17 protein-coding genes are annotated in these 16572 nt (G+C 65.5%); 12 read left to right on the forward strand and 5 right to left on the reverse strand.

What is annotated here, in order from left to right:
- Positions 1-102: 102 nt before the first annotated feature.
- The gene (locus ACIPY3_RS16105) at positions 103-1359 is read right to left on the reverse strand and encodes an FAD-dependent oxidoreductase (protein WP_400335655.1); all 1257 of its coding nucleotides are present in this window, start codon (positions 1357-1359) and stop codon (positions 103-105) included.
- The gene (locus ACIPY3_RS16110) at positions 1352-2617 is read right to left on the reverse strand and encodes an MFS transporter (protein ID WP_400335657.1); all 1266 of its coding nucleotides are present in this window, start codon (positions 2615-2617) and stop codon (positions 1352-1354) included. The genes ACIPY3_RS16105 and ACIPY3_RS16110 overlap by 8 nt, the downstream gene beginning before the upstream one ends.
- 49 nt (positions 2618-2666) lie before the next feature.
- Between ACIPY3_RS16110 and ACIPY3_RS16115 the strand changes: the two genes are divergently transcribed.
- The 6 genes from ACIPY3_RS16115 (at position 2667) to ACIPY3_RS16140 (ending at position 8516) form a co-directional block, all read left to right on the forward strand.
- Entirely contained in the window at positions 2667-3488 is an 822-nt protein-coding gene (locus ACIPY3_RS16115) for an IclR family transcriptional regulator (RefSeq protein ID WP_400335658.1), read from the forward strand.
- A 109-nt stretch (positions 3489-3597) separates the two neighbouring features.
- Positions 3598-4749, forward strand: coding sequence for a cupin domain-containing protein (locus ACIPY3_RS16120; RefSeq protein ID WP_400335659.1), 1152 nt, complete (start codon positions 3598-3600; stop codon positions 4747-4749).
- Positions 4749-5573, forward strand: a complete 825-nt coding sequence (locus ACIPY3_RS16125; RefSeq protein WP_400335661.1) for a fumarylacetoacetate hydrolase family protein — start codon at positions 4749-4751, stop codon at positions 5571-5573. The genes ACIPY3_RS16120 and ACIPY3_RS16125 overlap by 1 nt, the downstream gene beginning before the upstream one ends.
- On the forward strand, positions 5573-6322 hold the full coding sequence (locus ACIPY3_RS16130) for a maleylpyruvate isomerase family mycothiol-dependent enzyme (protein WP_400335662.1): 750 nt from the start codon (positions 5573-5575) through the stop codon (positions 6320-6322). The genes ACIPY3_RS16125 and ACIPY3_RS16130 overlap by 1 nt, the downstream gene beginning before the upstream one ends.
- Before the next feature lie 38 nt (positions 6323-6360).
- Entirely contained in the window at positions 6361-7164 is an 804-nt protein-coding gene (locus ACIPY3_RS16135) for a CPBP family intramembrane glutamic endopeptidase (RefSeq protein WP_400335759.1), read from the forward strand.
- A 101-nt stretch (positions 7165-7265) separates the two neighbouring features.
- Positions 7266-8516 (forward strand): Nramp family divalent metal transporter, encoded by a 1251-nt coding sequence (locus ACIPY3_RS16140; RefSeq protein WP_400335665.1) that lies wholly within the window; start codon positions 7266-7268, stop codon positions 8514-8516.
- Between the two features lie 6 nt (positions 8517-8522).
- Here the strand turns inward: ACIPY3_RS16140 and ACIPY3_RS16145 are convergent, their stop codons facing one another.
- Entirely contained in the window at positions 8523-8990 is a 468-nt protein-coding gene (locus ACIPY3_RS16145; RefSeq protein WP_400335668.1) for a hypothetical protein, read from the reverse strand.
- Between the two features lie 482 nt (positions 8991-9472).
- Positions 9473-10036 (reverse strand): MarR family winged helix-turn-helix transcriptional regulator, encoded by a 564-nt coding sequence (locus ACIPY3_RS16150; protein WP_400335675.1) that lies wholly within the window; start codon positions 10034-10036, stop codon positions 9473-9475.
- A gap of 83 nt (positions 10037-10119) precedes the next feature.
- Between ACIPY3_RS16150 and idi the strand changes: the two genes are divergently transcribed.
- From idi to ACIPY3_RS16180, 6 genes are read left to right on the forward strand one after another with little or no spacing between them, the layout of a single operon-like run.
- Positions 10120-10668 (forward strand): isopentenyl-diphosphate Delta-isomerase, encoded by a 549-nt coding sequence (idi, locus tag ACIPY3_RS16155; protein WP_400335678.1) that lies wholly within the window; start codon positions 10120-10122, stop codon positions 10666-10668.
- Entirely contained in the window at positions 10665-11771 is a 1107-nt protein-coding gene (locus ACIPY3_RS16160) for a polyprenyl synthetase family protein (protein WP_400335679.1), read from the forward strand. The genes idi and ACIPY3_RS16160 overlap by 4 nt, the downstream gene beginning before the upstream one ends.
- Entirely contained in the window at positions 11768-12673 is a 906-nt protein-coding gene (locus tag ACIPY3_RS16165; protein WP_400335680.1) for a phytoene/squalene synthase family protein, read from the forward strand. The genes ACIPY3_RS16160 and ACIPY3_RS16165 overlap by 4 nt, the downstream gene beginning before the upstream one ends.
- Entirely contained in the window at positions 12670-14337 is a 1668-nt protein-coding gene (crtI, locus tag ACIPY3_RS16170) for a phytoene desaturase family protein (RefSeq protein ID WP_400335682.1), read from the forward strand. The genes ACIPY3_RS16165 and crtI overlap by 4 nt, the downstream gene beginning before the upstream one ends.
- A complete protein-coding gene (locus ACIPY3_RS16175; RefSeq protein ID WP_400335684.1) occupies positions 14337-14702 on the forward strand; it encodes a lycopene cyclase domain-containing protein in 366 nt (121 codons plus the stop codon). Before crtI ends, ACIPY3_RS16175 begins: the two co-directional genes overlap by 1 nt.
- Positions 14699-16018, forward strand: a complete 1320-nt coding sequence (locus ACIPY3_RS16180; protein WP_400335685.1) for a prenyltransferase — start codon at positions 14699-14701, stop codon at positions 16016-16018. The genes ACIPY3_RS16175 and ACIPY3_RS16180 overlap by 4 nt, the downstream gene beginning before the upstream one ends.
- Here ACIPY3_RS16180 and ACIPY3_RS16185 read toward each other — a convergent pair.
- Positions 16013-16537 (reverse strand): MarR family winged helix-turn-helix transcriptional regulator, encoded by a 525-nt coding sequence (locus ACIPY3_RS16185; protein WP_400335687.1) that lies wholly within the window; start codon positions 16535-16537, stop codon positions 16013-16015. The genes ACIPY3_RS16180 and ACIPY3_RS16185 overlap by 6 nt on opposite strands.
- Between the last annotated feature and the right edge of the window lie 35 nt (positions 16538-16572).

The raw sequence follows: 16572 nt of genomic DNA on the forward strand, positions 1-16572 counted from the left end.
AATCCGGATCCCCCAAGGAATTACGGTTCGGGCCGCATACCTGTCAAGATAGCCCACCTCGGCGCGAAGGTGGGTAGGTTTGACCAAGGAAATTGCCGGAGCTCAGACAGAAGCCCGGCTGGCAAACCGGGTCCTCGGTGCCTCAGCCGCTGGCCGGCCCTCGCCCGTCTGGCCGTAGAGCCAATCGTTGTACTGGAAGTCGTTGTCCTTCCGGCTCTTGAAGAGGAGGTTCCGGAGCGTCCGTGCCACACCGGAGACATGCCAGGACTCACCCCAGACACGGGCCGTGCGCTGGACGCGGGACGTGCGTTCTGTCCGGGCGGCATTGAAAGCCCGGATGGCCTCGTCCCAGCCGGTCGGGTTGATGCCGTCCTCGCTGAAGACCGTGTTGGCGCTGACGTCCTGCAGCACCGCCGCGTCTTCGAGCGCCTGGCAGGCACCCTGCGCGAGGTACTGGAGCATGGGGTGGGCGGCGTCGCCCATCAGGACCATCCGCCCGGCAACCCAGTTTTCGATCGGGTCTCGGTCATACATCGGCCAACGGATGCTGGTACCGAGGTTGGCCAGCGCGGCCTGTACCGCCGGAACACAGTCCTTGTAGGCCGCCTGCAGTTCGTCCACTCCGCCGTATTGCTCTTCGCCGCGCTCGAAGGACGGTGACTTGAACACTGCCACCGTGTTGAGCAATTCGCCCTTGCGGAGCGGGTACTGGACCAGGTGGCAGTCCGGGCCGAGGTAGACCACAACGTCCTCAAGGTCGGCAGCGGGAGTCTCCGCCGTGATGGGAACGGTGCCGCGGTAGGCGACGTAGGCGGAAGACACAGGCTGGTCCTGTGCCACCTGCGGGCGAAGCGTGGATTTGAGCCCATCGGCACCGATCACCACGTCAGCTTCATAGTCCTGACCGGAGGCTGTACGGGCGATTGCCCTGCCGCCCACGGTGTCGACGCGTTCCACCAGGACGTCGTTGACCAGTTTCACGCCGGCAGCTTCGCATCCTTCAAGCAGCACACGGTGCAGGTCGCTGCGGTGGATCACTACATACGGTGCGCCGTAGCGCTCCTCGAACTCACCCTTGAGGCTCTGCCGGGTCAATTCTTCCCCGGTCACGGCATCCCGGAACACCAAGTGCTTTGGCTGTACCCCGATTTCCAGGGCCTTCTCAAGGAGTCCCCAGCGCTGGAGAACCCGGGAGGCGTTCGGAGCCATCTGGAGGCCCGCGCCCACTTCCCCGAATTCCGGCGCACGTTCCACGAGGGTCACGTTGGCTCCGTTTTCGCGCAGGGCCAGTGCCCCCGCAAGCCCTGCCATGCCGCCTCCGACTACCAGGACATCGGTGGAATTGGCGTGCTCAGTCATGTGTTGCTCCTTGCTTTGCTTTGATGGTGAATCCGACGGCGGCCAGCAGGATTGCGGCTGCGGCTGCGGCGCCGGCGAACGTGAGGAAGTTGGAGCCGACGCCCAGCCCGGCTGCCAGGAGGAGGCCGCCCACCTGCGGGGCAACCACTGCACCTATCCGGCCGGTGCCGAGCGCCCAACCCAGGGCGGTACCACGCAGATGGTCCGGGTAGTGGCTTGCCACGGCGGCGATGATCAGGCACTGCGTCCCATGGGTCCCGACGCCGGCCAGCACCAGGGCGAGGTAGACCACCGTCACCGGCGGTCCCGCCAACAGGACCAACAGCCCGACGGCAGCGACGGCGGCCGCTGCGACCGCCGTCGGAATCGGTCCAAAGCGTGTTCCCGCCCATGCCGTGATGACCGAACCGGCAACCGCGCCGAGGTTCAACGCAAGGGCGAAGGTGAGTGCAGAACCGAGGTTGTAGCCGGCGATCTGCATGAGGTTCGGCAGCCAGGTGCCCAGGCCGTACCAGGCGAAGAGTGTCGCAATGGTGGCGACGGCAAACAGTACGCTGACGCCCAAGTAGGGGGCGCGCAGGAGCGACGAGAAACCGATCGCTTCTTTGCCGGCGGCCTTGGAGTTCGTCGGCGCGAGGGTTTCGGGAATGTACTTGATACCCAGCGGAACGACGATCACCAAAGCAAGCACAGCCACGAGGAACATGGATGGCCAGCCGAAGGCCGGAATCATCGGAATGCCCACCAGGGCTGCGATAGAGCCGCCAATGGGAACTCCGGACATCATGAGGGTGGCCGCGGTGGAGCGCCACTTCGCGGGAACCAACTCGGCTACCAGCGCGTTGGCAGACGGCACCAGACCGCCCAGGCCGATGCCCGCGAGCAGGCGGAGACCACCGAAAACCGCGGCGTTCGGGGCGAAGGCGCACAGGATGGTGAAGACCGAGAAAACCGTGGCGCATCCGAGAATGGTCTTCCGCCGTCCCCACGAATCGGCCATCCTACCGGCGAAGATGGCGCCGATCATCATGCCCAGGAAGGCCATGGAACCGATGGTTCCTGCCGTGGCCTTGGTGAGTCCCCAGGTAGTGTCGGCGATCAGCGAGGACTGCACGGTGCCGTAGACAATGAGGTCGTAACCGTCGAAAACCACAAGGAGCCAGCAGACCAGGACGGCCAGGGCCGAACCGGTGGAAAACTTCGGGGAGGTTCCGGTGGCCGGCCGTTGCGACGCTGCAGCGGGAAGTGTGTGATTCATGCCACCAACTGTCAGGTGAACCCTCAGTGAAGCACCATACAATTCTGATGTGCAGAATAAAACACCAGGCGCGGGCAGTCGGAAACCGGTCCAAAAACGGCCCACTTACTCCATCGAAGCAGTGGACAACGCGCTGCAACTCCTGCAGCTCCTCCGCGACGTGGGCACTCTGCGGCTCAAGGATGCTGCGGCAGAACTCGGAGTAGCACCCTCGACGGCCCACCGCCTGCTGGCGATGCTTGTGTACCGGGGCTTCGCCGTCCAGGACGAGAACCGGCGGTATGTTCCGGGGCCGGCCATGGGCGTTGGCCCGGCGGGGCTCAGTTGGACCAGGCAGCTGAGGGACCTGGCGCTGCCCCACATGGAACTCCTGTCATCGCGGCTTGACGAGACGGTCAATTTGATGGTCCGGGTGGGCACCAGGGTCCGCTTCCTGGCGACAGTGGAGGGCAGCAACGTGCTCCGGATCGGCGACCGGCAAGGGACCGTCATGCCTGCTGACAAGACCTCCGGGGGCAAGGCCATGCTGGCCGAGCTCGAACCGGCCATGATGGAGCAATTGTTCCGCAGCCAGAACGCGGGAATCAGTGGTGACACCATTCCGGACGCCGAATATGGCGCCTTCCTGCGGGAGTTGGAGAGCATCCGCAGCAACGGCTTCGCGGCCAACTTCGAAGGGACGGAAGAAGGCGTCAGCGCCCTGGGCATGGCATTGCACAACAGGGCCGGGGCGGTGGTGGGGGCCCTGACAGTCGCCACCCCCTCCACCCGGTTTCGCAAGGTGTTCGACGCCGGTTTGGTCGCCAACCTGCGGGAAACCTGCCGTCAGGTGGAGATCGACATCGCGGCCAACCCGGCCGAGCCTGCCTGACTAACCCCTCAGGGGATTCTGCTCTACAGAATTTTATGGGATCACTAGGCGGCCCTCCCTAGTGTCGAACTACGCCACATTCCGTTCGGACCCTATCGAGGAGGCCTTCGTGTCCATCAGCGCCGAGAACACGACCCATGAATCAATCGCCGCCGCGCACGAGGCCGCCGGCCATCAATTGCCCGCGCCCACTCCGGAGGAGCAGGCCCAGCTGGATCAGCTCTACAAGGACTTCGATGCAGAGAATTTGATCCCCTTGTGGACCGAGATCGGCGACCTGATGCCGATGGTTCCCACCCCGAAGGCCGTCCCGCATGTGTGGCGCTGGAATGATCTGTATCCACTGGCCGCCCGTGCCGGAGACTTGGTTCCGGTGGGTCGGGGTGGGGAACGCCGCGCCATCGCCCTGGCCAACCCGGGCCTGGGCGGAACTCCGTATGCCACGCCTACGTTGTGGGCTGCGATCCAGTACTTGGGCGCCCACGAAACCGCGCCGGAGCACCGCCATTCGCAGAACGCCTTCCGGTTTGTGGTGGAAGGCGAGGGCGTCTGGACAGTGGTGAACGGTGACCCTGTGGCCATGCGCCGCGGTGACTTCCTGCTCACCCCCGGCTGGAACTTCCACGGGCACCACAACGACACTGACCAGCCGATGGCCTGGATCGATGGGCTGGATATCCCGTTCGTGCACTACGCGGACGCCGGGTTCTTCGAGTTCGGTACCGAACGCGTCACAGACGAAGCCACCCCGGACATCTCCCGTTCCGAGCGGCTCTGGGCCCACCCCGGGCTGCGGCCGCTCTCCGGGTTGCAGGACACCGTCAATTCCCCCATCGCCGCGTACCGCTGGGACCATACCGACGCCGCCCTCCGCGAGCAGTTGCTCCTGGAAGACGAGGGCCACCCGGCCACCGTGTCCCAGGGCCACGCCGCGATCCGCTACACCAACCCGACTACGGGCGGGGACGTGATGCCCACCATCCGGGCCGAGTTCCACCGGCTGCGGGCCGGGGCGTCCACCGAGCCTCTCCACGAAGTCGGCTCCAGCGTGTGGCAGGTCTTCGAGGGCACCGGCACCGTGATCCTGAACGGTGAAACCAAACAATTGGCCAAGGGCGATCTGTTCGTTGTGCCGTCCTGGCAGGAATGGTCCCTCCAGGCGGATGCCGATCAGCCCGGGTTTGATCTTTTCCGCTTCAGCGACGCCCCCATTTTCGAACGCCTGAACTTCAACCGCAGCTACACCGAAGGACGCAAGTAATGAGACTCCTCACCCTCCGCACTTCTGAAGGCACCCGAGCCGTCCGCCAGGACGGCGACACCCTCACCGAGATCCCCGGCTTCGCCGACGTCGGCGCCCTGCTCGCCGACCCCGCCTGGGAAACCACGGCGAAGGCGGCCAACGGCGCAACGCACGCGCTCGACGGCGCCGACCTCGCCGCCGTCGTGCCTTACCCGGGCAAGATCATCTGCGTTGGCCACAACTACCGCAACCACATCAAGGAAATGGGCCGCGAGATCCCCGAGCACCCCACCCTGTTCGCGAAGTACCAGGAATCCCTGATCGGTCCGAACGACGACCTGCCGCTGCCGCAGGAATCGGACACCGTGGACTGGGAAGCCGAACTCGCGGTGATCATCGGCAAGAAGGGACGCCGGATCGCCGAGGCAGACGCCAAAGAACACATCGCCGGGTACGCGGTCTTGAATGACGTCTCCATGCGCGACTACCAGTTCCGCACCATCCAGTGGCTGCAGGGCAAGACGTGGGAGAACTCCACGCCGTTCGGCCCGGCCGTGGTCACCAAGGACGAATTCACCGCCGGCCCGCTCATGACCTCGGCCGTGGACGGCCAAATCCAGCAGTCCACCCCCACGGGCGATCTCGTGTTCACCCCGGAGTTCCTGGTCTCCTACATCTCCACCATCATCACCCTCAACCCCGGCGACGTGATCGCCACCGGCACGCCCGGCGGTGTTGGCCACGCACAGGACCCCAAGCGGTACCTGCAGGAAGGCCAGCTTCTGGTCACCACGATCGAGGGCCTGGGCCAGCTGAACAATCGTGTGGTCAAGGAAGCCTGATGGTCGCCCGCCACGACCTCACCACCGATCCGTGCCTGCAGGAGGACCTCCTGCAGGCGCGGCGGGGTACCGCATTCTTCGCCCGGAAACTGAACGAACTCAGCGACGCAGAGCTCGACGGCGGCACGCGCCTTCCCGGTTGGACCCGCCGCCACGTCGTGGCACACGTCGGGTACAACGCCCGGGCCTTGGCGCGGCTCATCGAGTGGGCAGCTACGGGCGTGGAGACCCCCATGTATTCCTCACCAGAGGCCCGGAACCAGGAAATCGACTTCGGCGCCACGCTGTCCCCGATCGCCCTGCGGAACCTCTTCGACCACTCGGCCGTGCACCTGTCTGTGGAATGGCGCGACCTCCCGGACGCATCATGGGCCCGTGAAGTCCGCACCGCCCAAGGCCGCACCGTCCCGGCGTCGGAAACCGCGTGGCTGCGCACCCGGGAAGTCTGGATCCACGCCGTGGACCTGGACAACGGTGCCACCTTCAACGACATTCCAACGCCCGTCCTGGAACGGCTCCTCACGGACATCACCGGCGCCTGGCGCACCCGTGGCACCGATACCGGGCTGCTCGTCAGGGTGGACGGAAACAACGTACCGTTCGGCGACTCCAGCGCCGCGGACCCCACGATCATCACCGGGCCCCTGCCCGCCGTTGTCGAATGGGCCGCAGGGCGAGGCAGCAACGGAGTAACCGCTGCCGGACCAGCCGCTAACGAAAGAGTTCCGGCGGCTCCTCAGTGGATCTAGCAAACTCTTGAGATGCTGGAGGGGTGACCACACTTTCGATGGACGCGCCGCGGACCGCCCTGAGCTGGAAACTCTTGCCCGCGGCGCTTCTTTCGGTGTCCGGAATCCCGTTGTTCGCCCTTGGCAACGACCTGGTGGGGTACTCGCTGATTGCTTTGGGTTTGGTCACTGCGGCTTTCATTGACCGGAGTTTGTTGCGGCACCTCGCCTTGATCGCCGCGGGGATGGTGATCATCAGCCTGGTGCCGCTCAATGCGGACCTAAGCCTGGAGCACATGGCCCTCATGGGCGGCGCGTTGGCCCTGGCAGTGCTGGTTCCTTGGCTGGTTTCGCGCTTCGCCTACCGGGAACACATCATCAGGTTCCCGGTCAACACCGGCCGGAAGTGGCCCCTCGCGGCGAAGCTCTACCTGGTGGGAGTGGTGGCACTGGGCTACTTCATCCTGCCGGCCTACCTGATCACCACTGGCGTCTACCGAAACTGGCCCGACGCCTCGGACCCCACCATCTTCTGGCGGCTCTTCCTCGGCGTTAACACCGTGGGCATCTGGGACGAGCTGTTCTTCATCTGCACCACGTTCACCCTGCTGCGGCACCATTTCCCGGATTGGTTGGCCAACCTGCTCCAGGCCGTGGTGTTCAGCTCGTTTCTGTGGGAGATCGGCTACCAGTCATGGGGTCCCTTGCTGACGTTCCCGTTCGCGCTCCTGCAGGGCTATACCTTCAAGCTGACCAAGTCCTTCACGTATGTGGTTTCCGTCCACCTGATCTTCGACTTCGTGCTGTTCCTGGCGCTGGTGCACGCCCACAACCGGGAATGGCTCCCGGTCTTCCTTTACTAGGAATCCGCCCATAAGACGGTATACCTAACTGCTACTTTTCGGTGCACCTAACTTTCCGCTATCCTCCTAGTATCACTACGCCCCAATGATGAGGATTGACCATGGCAGCACCCACCCTGGAAAAACGAGCAGCCCCCGGCCGCGTCTGGTCGCGACTGCTCCTGCTTGGCCCTGCCTTTGTGGCAGCCATTGCTTACGTCGATCCGGGAAACGTGGCCGCGAACCTCACTGCGGGCGCCAATTACGGCTACCTGCTGGTTTGGGTCCTGGTGGTAGCCAACGCCATGGCCGTACTGGTGCAATACCAGTCCGCCAAGCTGGGCTTGGCCACAGGTATGAGCCTCCCCGAAATCCTCGGCAAGCGCCTTGGCACCAAGCGGAGGCGTGCCTACTGGCTGCAGGCGGAAATCGTTGCCGGTGCCACTGATATGGCCGAAGTGATCGGCGGCGCCGTGGCACTCAACCTGCTGTTCGGCCTCCCCCTGCTCACCGGCGGCGTCATCATCGGCATCGCATCCATGCTTCTCCTCGCCCTGCAATCGCGGAGGGGGCAGCGCTCCTTCGAGTACGCCATCCTGGTGCTGCTCGGGGTCATTGCCGTTGGATTCATGGCCGGTCTTTTTGTCAGCCCTCCTGACGCGAGTGAAGCACTGGGCGGACTGCTCCCCCGCTTCGAAGGCACTGACACGGTACTGCTCGCGGCCAGCATGCTTGGCGCAACGGTCATGCCCCACGCCATCTACCTGCATTCGGCCCTCGCCCGTGACCGGCACGGGTTCTCCCCGGATCCGGTGGTGCGTACCCGCTTCATCAAAGCCACCCGGTTCGACGTCGTCGGCGCCCTGCTGCTGGCCGGCGTCGTCAACATCTCCATGCTGCTGCTTGCGGCCACCAGCCTGCGCGGGATCGAGGGAACGGACACCATTGACGGAGCACATGCAGCCGTCACAGCAGCGCTGGGTCCGGCAATCGGCGTCGTCTTTGCCATCGGTCTGCTGGCCTCCGGGCTGGCCTCGACCTCTGTGGGTTGCTACGCGGGCGCCACCATCATGGGCGGCCTGCTCAAGGTCCGCGTACCGCTGCTGGCGCGCCGCGTGATTACGCTCATCCCGGCACTGATCATCCTTGGCGCCGGAATCGAACCGACCCTGGCACTGGTCCTGAGCCAGGTACTGCTGAGCTTCGGCATCCCCTTCGCACTGATCCCCTTGATCCGGCTCACGGGCAAGAAGGACGTCATGGGCATCCATGTGGATTCCCTGCCGCTGAAGATCGCGGGATGGACCAGCGCAACGCTGATCGTCGGCCTGAACTGCGTGCTGATTACCCTGACGTTGTCAGGTCAGGGCTAGGTCCGGCTAGGCGACACCAGCGGCCAGGCCTACGGGCTGCTTCCCGGCACAGTCCTCGGCGGGCACGTAGTCTGCGTGTCCGCCGACCAGGCTCGCCTGGCACTCAGCCACGCGGTGTTCAACGTCGCCGTGCACGGCCGAGGTGATGGCTTCCACTACGGCGATCTGGCCGGTGGTGTCCGGGACGCCGGGGAACTGGACCTGCGGAACTTCCTCCACCACGGCCAAGGGGGCTTCAGTCGTGGCGCGCATCCGGACCAATGCTATCGCGGAAATCAGGAACCAGGCCACGTTGGTGACCACCGACGGCCATGCCCCGTGGACAGCGCCGTTGATCATGAAGGCGACCGCCCCGATCAGGTTGGCCGTCTGGAAACGCCGGCCCGCTTTCAACCAGCCCATGGAGACGCTCAAGTAGGCACTCAGGATGAGTACGGCGCCCGTCCAACCGGCAATTTCCCACAGCAATTCCATGGTGGCCTTTCAAAAATGTGTGCCCGTCGTGCTTAGGTGCTGTGCGGGAAAAAATGGGGAGTGGCATGACTTGCCGCTACCAAATTTATCAACCGGACAGGCCACCGTTCAACAGGTGATCAGCCACCTCACTGTGTGATTCTGCACACGGCGTCCGTAAGGCCCAATCGGCCCCGCCGTCCCTCTCTCACCAAACACCCCCTCACCCGCCGACCCTCTCTCACCAAACACCCCCCTTCCCGGAACGCTCTATCAGCTGCACTCCGGCAGCCAACGGCACCCGCGTTTCGCGAGTCCGGCGTACCGCCACGACCCCCTTTGAATGGGGAGAGTGCCGACGCGCCGGGCCAGTGGGCTTCCGACCACCTTCCGGTCGTCGAAGTCGGTGGTAGCGGCACAGCACTGCGTAGCGGATTACGACGGCGGTCGGCTCGCCGGGTAGCGGACGGCCACCAGGTACCGCCCCCCGTCGAGCAATCCCCCTACTCCCAGGAATCCTTATCCACTGAGATCTCCTCGGCCATGTCATCCAGGAAATGCATCACCACGTCCCTTTCGGCCGGCGTCAGGCGCGCGGCGGCCAGGAAGCGCCGGGCGTGCTGCCTGCCCACGGTTTGCATGGCAGCCTCATGGGTTTCCGGCGTGATGGCAATGGCCAGCGCCCGCCGGTCGGAGGGATGTGGCTGCCGGGTGACATGGCCCGCGCGTTCCAGGCGGTCCAGCAACTTGGTGGTGGACGCCGTCGATATCTGCAACTGGGCGGCGATGGCGCCCGGGGTGGCGATGATGCCGCTGTTCGCAGAGACGATCAGGTAGTGGAGCGCCCGCATGTCCGAGGGGTTGAGCTTCATGTACTTCAGCGAGGCCTCCGACAAACGCTCTTCCGCGTCGCGCAGCCGGCCCATGGCGGCCATCAGTTGGTTGATCTGCCGCAGGTCGGCGTCACTGAGCCCACTCCTGTCCACAAGTTGCTGCAACGGATCGTTGGCTTCCATGTCGTAGAGACGGGAGGAGGACGCTGCGTCAACTTCTCCCTTTTTGAGCATGAAAGTATGTTACACCTAACTGCCTACATGGTAGTCTTTTTTCTAGCTTGTCTAGCAATACTCGCGTTGGAGGAAGGCTCACCATGAACACCGCAGAGATGGTTGTCCTCCTGGACGATGCCGGCACGCCCATCGGGGAAGCCCTCAAATCCCGGGTGCACACAGAGGACACGCCCTTGCACCTCGCCTTCTCCTGCTACCTCATGAACCGCGCCGGCGAGCTGCTCCTGACCCGCCGCTCCCCGGAAAAGAAGACCTGGCCCGGCGTGTGGACCAACAGCTTCTGCGGGCACCCCGGCCCGGGTGAAGACCCGGAGGAAGCTGTCATGCGGCGGGCACGCTTCGAACTGGGGACAGACATCACCCGTCTGGAACTGGCCCTTCCGGACTTCCGCTACAGGGCGGTTGACCCTACGGGCGTAGTGGAAAACGAACTCTGCCCCGTCTACGTTGCACAGATCCATGGTGAACTCCAGCCCAACCCCACGGAGGTGGCGGACTGGGTGTGGGTCTCGCCGGATCTCTTGTCTGGAGCACTCGAACACACAGCCAGCGCGTTCAGCCCATGGCTCGCCCTGCAGTTCCCCCAACTCCTTGAGGCGAAGGGCCTCACCCTGGGAGTCTCGGCATGACCACCATGCCGAACATGGTCCGGGCCAGGCCACATCTCTGCTCGGCCATCGAGGGCGAACTCTCTACGCTCATTGGCGAGCGGACCAAGACCGCTGTCCGGTACGGCCCCGAATTCCACCGGCTGTGGCAGATCGCCGGGGAGAACGTGCTCGGCGGAAAGTTCGTGCGCCCCCTGCTGCTCGTGGAGACCTACGACTCGCTGACGGAAGCAAACGCCCGGGACCGCGGCACTGCCATCTCCATCGCCGCCGCCATCGAACTCCTGCACTACGCCTTCCTGCTGCACGACGATGTCATCGACGGCGACCTCGTGCGCCGGGGACGCCCCAACCTGATCGGGTCCCTCCTCGCAGAGGCCGGCCAACTGCCGCCGTCCGGGGAAAGGCCCGACGCCGGCCGTCCGGACAGCGCCCTGCATTGGGCACAGACGGGCGGCATCCTGATGGGCGATATGCTGCTCGCCGCGACCCACCAGGCGTTCGCCCGCGCAGAACTGCCGCAGGAAATCCGGATCAGGCTCCTGGACCTGCTGGAACACACCATCAATGAGACAGTGGCCGGAGAACAGCTCGATGTGGGCCTTGGAGACGGCATCATCGCCCCCGAACTCGAAACCATCCTGACCATGTGCGGCTACAAAACTGCGACGTACACGTTCGAACTGCCCCTGCGCGCCGCGGCGACGCTTGCCGGCGTCGAGCCTTCCACCGAGACCACGCTGGCGGCGGCGGGCCGCCACCTGGGCCTGGCGTTCCAACTCCAGGACGATCTCCTGTCCACCTTCGGGGATCCGCGCCAGCACGGCAAGGATCCTTTTTCCGACCTCCGCGAAGGCAAGCAAACGGCGATCATCGCCTACGCGCGGAAGACAAGCGCGTGGGCGGGCATCGAACCCTGGTTTGGCCGCGCGGACCTGGGCGGCCGCGACGCCGAACGAGTCCGGGAGCAACTGTCCGGGTGCGGGGCGGAAACCTTCGTCCAAGGCCACATCGACCAGCAAACGAATGAATTCCGCAAGGCCATCTCCAGCGCAGGCATCCCCGGCGGAGCCCGCGATGTGCTGCTGGAGCTCGCCGGACAACTCGAAGGACGCCAATCATGAGCCTTGACGTGGACACCTCCTTCAGCCAGTTCACCCGCACCGCCGAACGCGCCGCCAACCAGGTGATTGCGGCGTACTCAACGTCCTTCGGCCTGGCCACGCGCCTCCTGGGTCCGCGGCATCGCCAGCACGTCCGCAACATCTACGCCCTGGTCCGCGTGGCCGACGAGCTGGTAGACGGCGTCACCGCCGAGGCCGGACTGAGCCGTGAGCAGCAATGCGAGGCCCTGGACCACTTTGTGGACGAGACCCACCGGGCGCTGAAGATCGGGTACAGCAGCGACCTCATCATCCACGCCTTCGCACAGACTGCCCGCGTGGCGGGAATCGACGAGACCCTGGTGGACCCGTTCTTCGCTTCCATGCGCACCGACCTTGGCGCCCAGGGCTCGGCTCCGGCCGCACCGCTCCGCTTCGACGCCGCCGCCCACCAGGGTTACGTCTACGGTTCGGCCGAGGTGGTGGGACTGATGTGCCTCAAGGTCTTCGTGCGGGGCCAGGCCATGGACGACGCCGACGCTGCGGCCCTGGAGTACGGCGCCGGACGGCTGGGGGCTGCTTTCCAGAACATCAACTTCCTGCGCGACCTCTCCGACGACACCACACGCCTGGGCCGCAGCTACCTCGGCACCGCGGACCACCTCGAAGACGCGGACCGTGCCGAATGGGTGAAAACCATCCACACCCAGCTGGCCGATGCCAACGCCGTCATCCCGCTCCTCCCCCACGATGCCAGGGCCGCCGTCCGGAGCGCCCTGGCACTCTTCGCAGCCTTGACCCGGCGGATCGAGCGGACATCCGTTGCCGAACTCTACGAGTCACGGGTCCGCGTGCCCGATGTCTTCAAAGCCGGACTGGCCGCCCGGGCGGTCGCCGCAACCTGGTTGGAACCCCGCGGATGACCAGGACAGTAGTGATCGGCGGTGGCATTGCTGGGCTTGCCACCGCCGCACTTCTTGCCCACGAAGGCCACGAGGTCCAGCTCCTTGAACGGCTTCCGCGGGTGGGAGGCCGCGCGGGAACGCTGGAACGGGACGGCTTCCGCTTCGACACCGGCCCGTCCTGGTACCTCATGCCGCGCGTCTTCGACCACTTCTTCGAGCTGCTTGGAACCAGCACGGAAGAACAGCTGGACCTGCGCACGCTGAGTCCCGCCTACCGTGTCTTCAGCGAACCGGACGACGCCGGCACCCGGCCCGAGCCGGTAACCGTCCCCTTGGGCAGCGATCAGGTCCGGGAAGCGTTCGAACGGCTTGAACCCGGTAGCGCCAAGCAACTGAAGGCGTATCTGGACTCCGCCCGGCACACCTCAGACATGGCCGAACGGTATTTCCTCTACAACCCGTTCACCCGGCTCAAGGCACTCCTGCAGCCCGAAGTGCTCCGGGGGCTCCCCGAACTTGCCCGTTTGTTGGCCACGCCCTTGGAGAAGTTCATCGCCCAGCGCTTTCAGCATCCCGTGCTGCGCCAGGTACTGGGTTATCCGGCAGTGTTCCTGGGGACCAATCCCGCCGATGCACCCGCCATGTACCACCTCATGAGCGCCCTGGACCTGGGCGATGGGGTGCAGTATCCGGTGGGTGGCTTCTGGGAACTCGTCCAACGCCTTGAAGCCTTGGCCGTGGAGGCAGGGGTCCGGATCCACACCGATGCCCAGGTGCTGCGTATCGCCACCAGGCAGGCCCAACCCAAGGCCCAGGATCGCTTCACTCCACACGGCCATTTCCAGGGTCCGGCACCGTTCCGCAGCAAGCGCTCCCGCGAGGTCACGGGCGTCAAATGGCGGGACGCAAGCGGAGCGGAGCATTTCAGCGTGGCAGACATCGTTGTGTCCGGGGCGGACCTGCACCACACGGAAACGCAACTCCTGGACATCACGGACCGCAGCTACCCCCGTTCGTGGTGGCAGCGCCGGACGAGCGGTCCAGGAGCGGTACTGGTGATGCTGGGAGTCCGCGGCCAGCTCCCCGAATTGCCGCACCATTCACTGTTTTTCACACGTGATTGGCAAGCCAACTTCGAAGCGATCTTCGGCAAGCCTTCGCGGATTCCCGATCCGGCGTCGATCTATGTCTGCAAGCCGAGCGCAACGGACTCCGGCGTGGCCCCCGGCGGCCACGAGAACCTGTTCGTCCTGGTGCCCATCCCGGCCGATCCATCGTTGGGTTCAGGCGGGGCGGAGGCCACGGGAGACCCGCGGGTCGAGGACATCGCCGACGCCGCCATTGACCAGATCGCCGGCTGGGCGGACATTCCGGACCTCCGCGAGCGCATCGTTGTCCGTCACACGATTGGCCCGGCGGACTTTGCGCGGGACTACAACTCCTGGCGGGGAGGCATGCTGGGACCGGCGCACACCCTGGGCCAGAGCGCCATGTTCCGGGCGCAGAATGCCTCCAAGAAGGTAGATGGTTTGTACTACGCTGGGGCCACCACGGCCCCCGGGGTCGGTGTGCCGATGTGCCTGATCAGCGCCGAGCTGGTCCTGAAACGGATCCGTGGCGACCACAGCGCCGGGCCGAGCCCCGTGCGCCACCGCAGCACCACCCGCAGGACGGTGGGTTGATGGGCTTCGTATACCTGGCAGCGCTGCTCGCCGGCATCGGATGCATGCTGCTCCTTGACCACCGGTTCCGGCTCTTCTTCTGGCACGACGCCAAGGCAGCGGCGATCGTCACCGCCGTCGGGCTGGTGTTCCTCCTCGGCTGGGACCTGGCGGGAATCGGCCTGGGCATCTTCCTGCGTGGCGAAGGGGCCATAGCCACGGGGATCCTGCTGGCGCCCGAACTCCCCCTCGAAGAGCCCGTGTTCCTGCTGTTCCTGGTTCTCTGCACCATGGTCCTGTACACGGGCACCCGACGGATCCTCGAGAGGCGGGCACTGGTGCAGGCAACTCCGGGCAACTCCGCACGGGAGCGGGAGAACGCATGACCTACTTCTGGCTCGCCCTGGCGTTCGTGGGTGCCGCGGCTGTTGCCGGTGCGGCTTTTGCCAGGAGCACGACGGCGGCGCCCGCCATAGCGGCCGGCGGCACCCACCGTGGGGACGGAGAGCGGGACGGCACCGCCAAGGGGCCCTCTGCAGCGCATTGGCGGGCCGTCGGGCTGGCCTTTGCTGCCCTCGCGGTCCTCACGGCGGTATTCGATTCAGTGATGATCGGCATGGAGCTGTTCCACTACGACGAAGCCCATCTCCTCGGCGCGAAGATCGGCCTGGCGCCACTGGAGGACTTCGCCTATCCCCTGGCCGCCGTCCTGCTGCTGCCCGGGCTCTGGCTGTGGCTGACACGCCGCACGGCTGCCCAGACGGACGCGGCCACCCCGGAAGGTGCCCGCGACTCCGTGCGCCCCAACCCCCCGGACCCCTCCGGGTCCCGTCCCGCCGGACTGCTTTCCCAGGCCATCCTTGCCTCACGTCCCGTGAGCTGGATCAACACGGCCTACCCCTTTGCCGCGGCCATGCTGCTGACCACCCGGGAGATCGACTGGGTGCTCATAGTGGGCACGTTCTATTTCCTGATCCCCTACAACCTGGCCATGTACGGAATCAACGACGTGTTCGACTACGCCTCGGACCTGCAGAATCCCCGCAAGGGCGGCATCGAAGGCGCCCTCCTGCCACCCCGGCTGCATCGGCCCATGCTGTGGCTGGCCGTCATCACCAACGTGCCCTTCCTGGTGGTCCTGGCCTTCGCCGGTGGGCCGGCCGCGTGGATCAGCCTCGCGGTGAGCGCCTTCGCCGTGGTGGCTTACTCCGTGGCCGGACTGCGCTTCAAGGAACGCCCGCTGGTGGACTCCATGACGTCCAGTACCCACTTCGTCAGTCCCGCCGTCGTGGGCTTGGCGCTGGCCGGGGCGGACGTAACCGCGGGCCTTCTGATCCTGCTGGCCGCGTTCTTCGTCTGGGGCATGGCGGCGCATGCGTTCGGTGCTGTGCAGGACATCGTTCCGGACCGGCAGGCCGGCATCGGTTCCATCGCCACGGTGATCGGCGCCCGAGCCACGGTGCGGCTCGCCGTCGTGCTGTGGCTGCTGGCTGGACTCGCGATGCTGGCGACGCCGTGGCCCGGGCCGCTCGCGGCCGTGGTGGCACTGCCGTACGTGGTCAACTGTGCGCCCTGGTGGAACGTCACGGATACGACGGCGGCACGCACCAACAAGGCCTGGCGCCGCTTCATCTGGCTCAACTACGGTTCAGGATTCCTGGTGACGCTGATCCTGATCCTGCAGTGGAGCCTCAGCTCATGATGGCCCGTAGCCGTCGGCGGGTTCGTGGTCGATCGTGTCCAGGGCCTCGCTCATGTGCCGGAGGAAATCCATCACCACGTGGGCCTGCTCCTGGTCCAGTCCGCTGGCAACATCCAGCATGCGCCGGTGCATGGCGCCCAAGGTGTGCCGGACTTCCTGGTCCGACGTCGGCGTGGGCCGCAGGATCAGCGCCCGGCGGTCCGTTGGGTGCGGCTCCCGCCGGATGTGCCCGGAATCAACCAGCCGGTCGATCAGCGTGGTCATGGATGCCGAGGTTATGCCCAGCCGGTCACCGAGGTCCTTCGGCTTCATCACACGGCCATCGGCCTCGGCCTCAAACAGGTACCGAAGCGCCAACAGGTCCTTTTCGCCCATCAGCATGGAGGACCGGGTCCGTTTGCGCATGGCTTGTTCGGACACCCGGTAGTCCCGGAGGGCATTCAGGACGCCAACGGCGAGTTCCTTCTGTCCCGGGTCCTTCCCGTACCAATAGCCCTTGGCGTGGCCGTCTGCGTCCATCCAATAGTCCTTCGCAAAACATGAAGCTCGTTTAC

The organism is Paenarthrobacter sp. NPDC089714 (assembly GCF_044748905.1).
Taxonomy (GTDB): domain Bacteria; phylum Actinomycetota; class Actinomycetes; order Actinomycetales; family Micrococcaceae; genus Arthrobacter.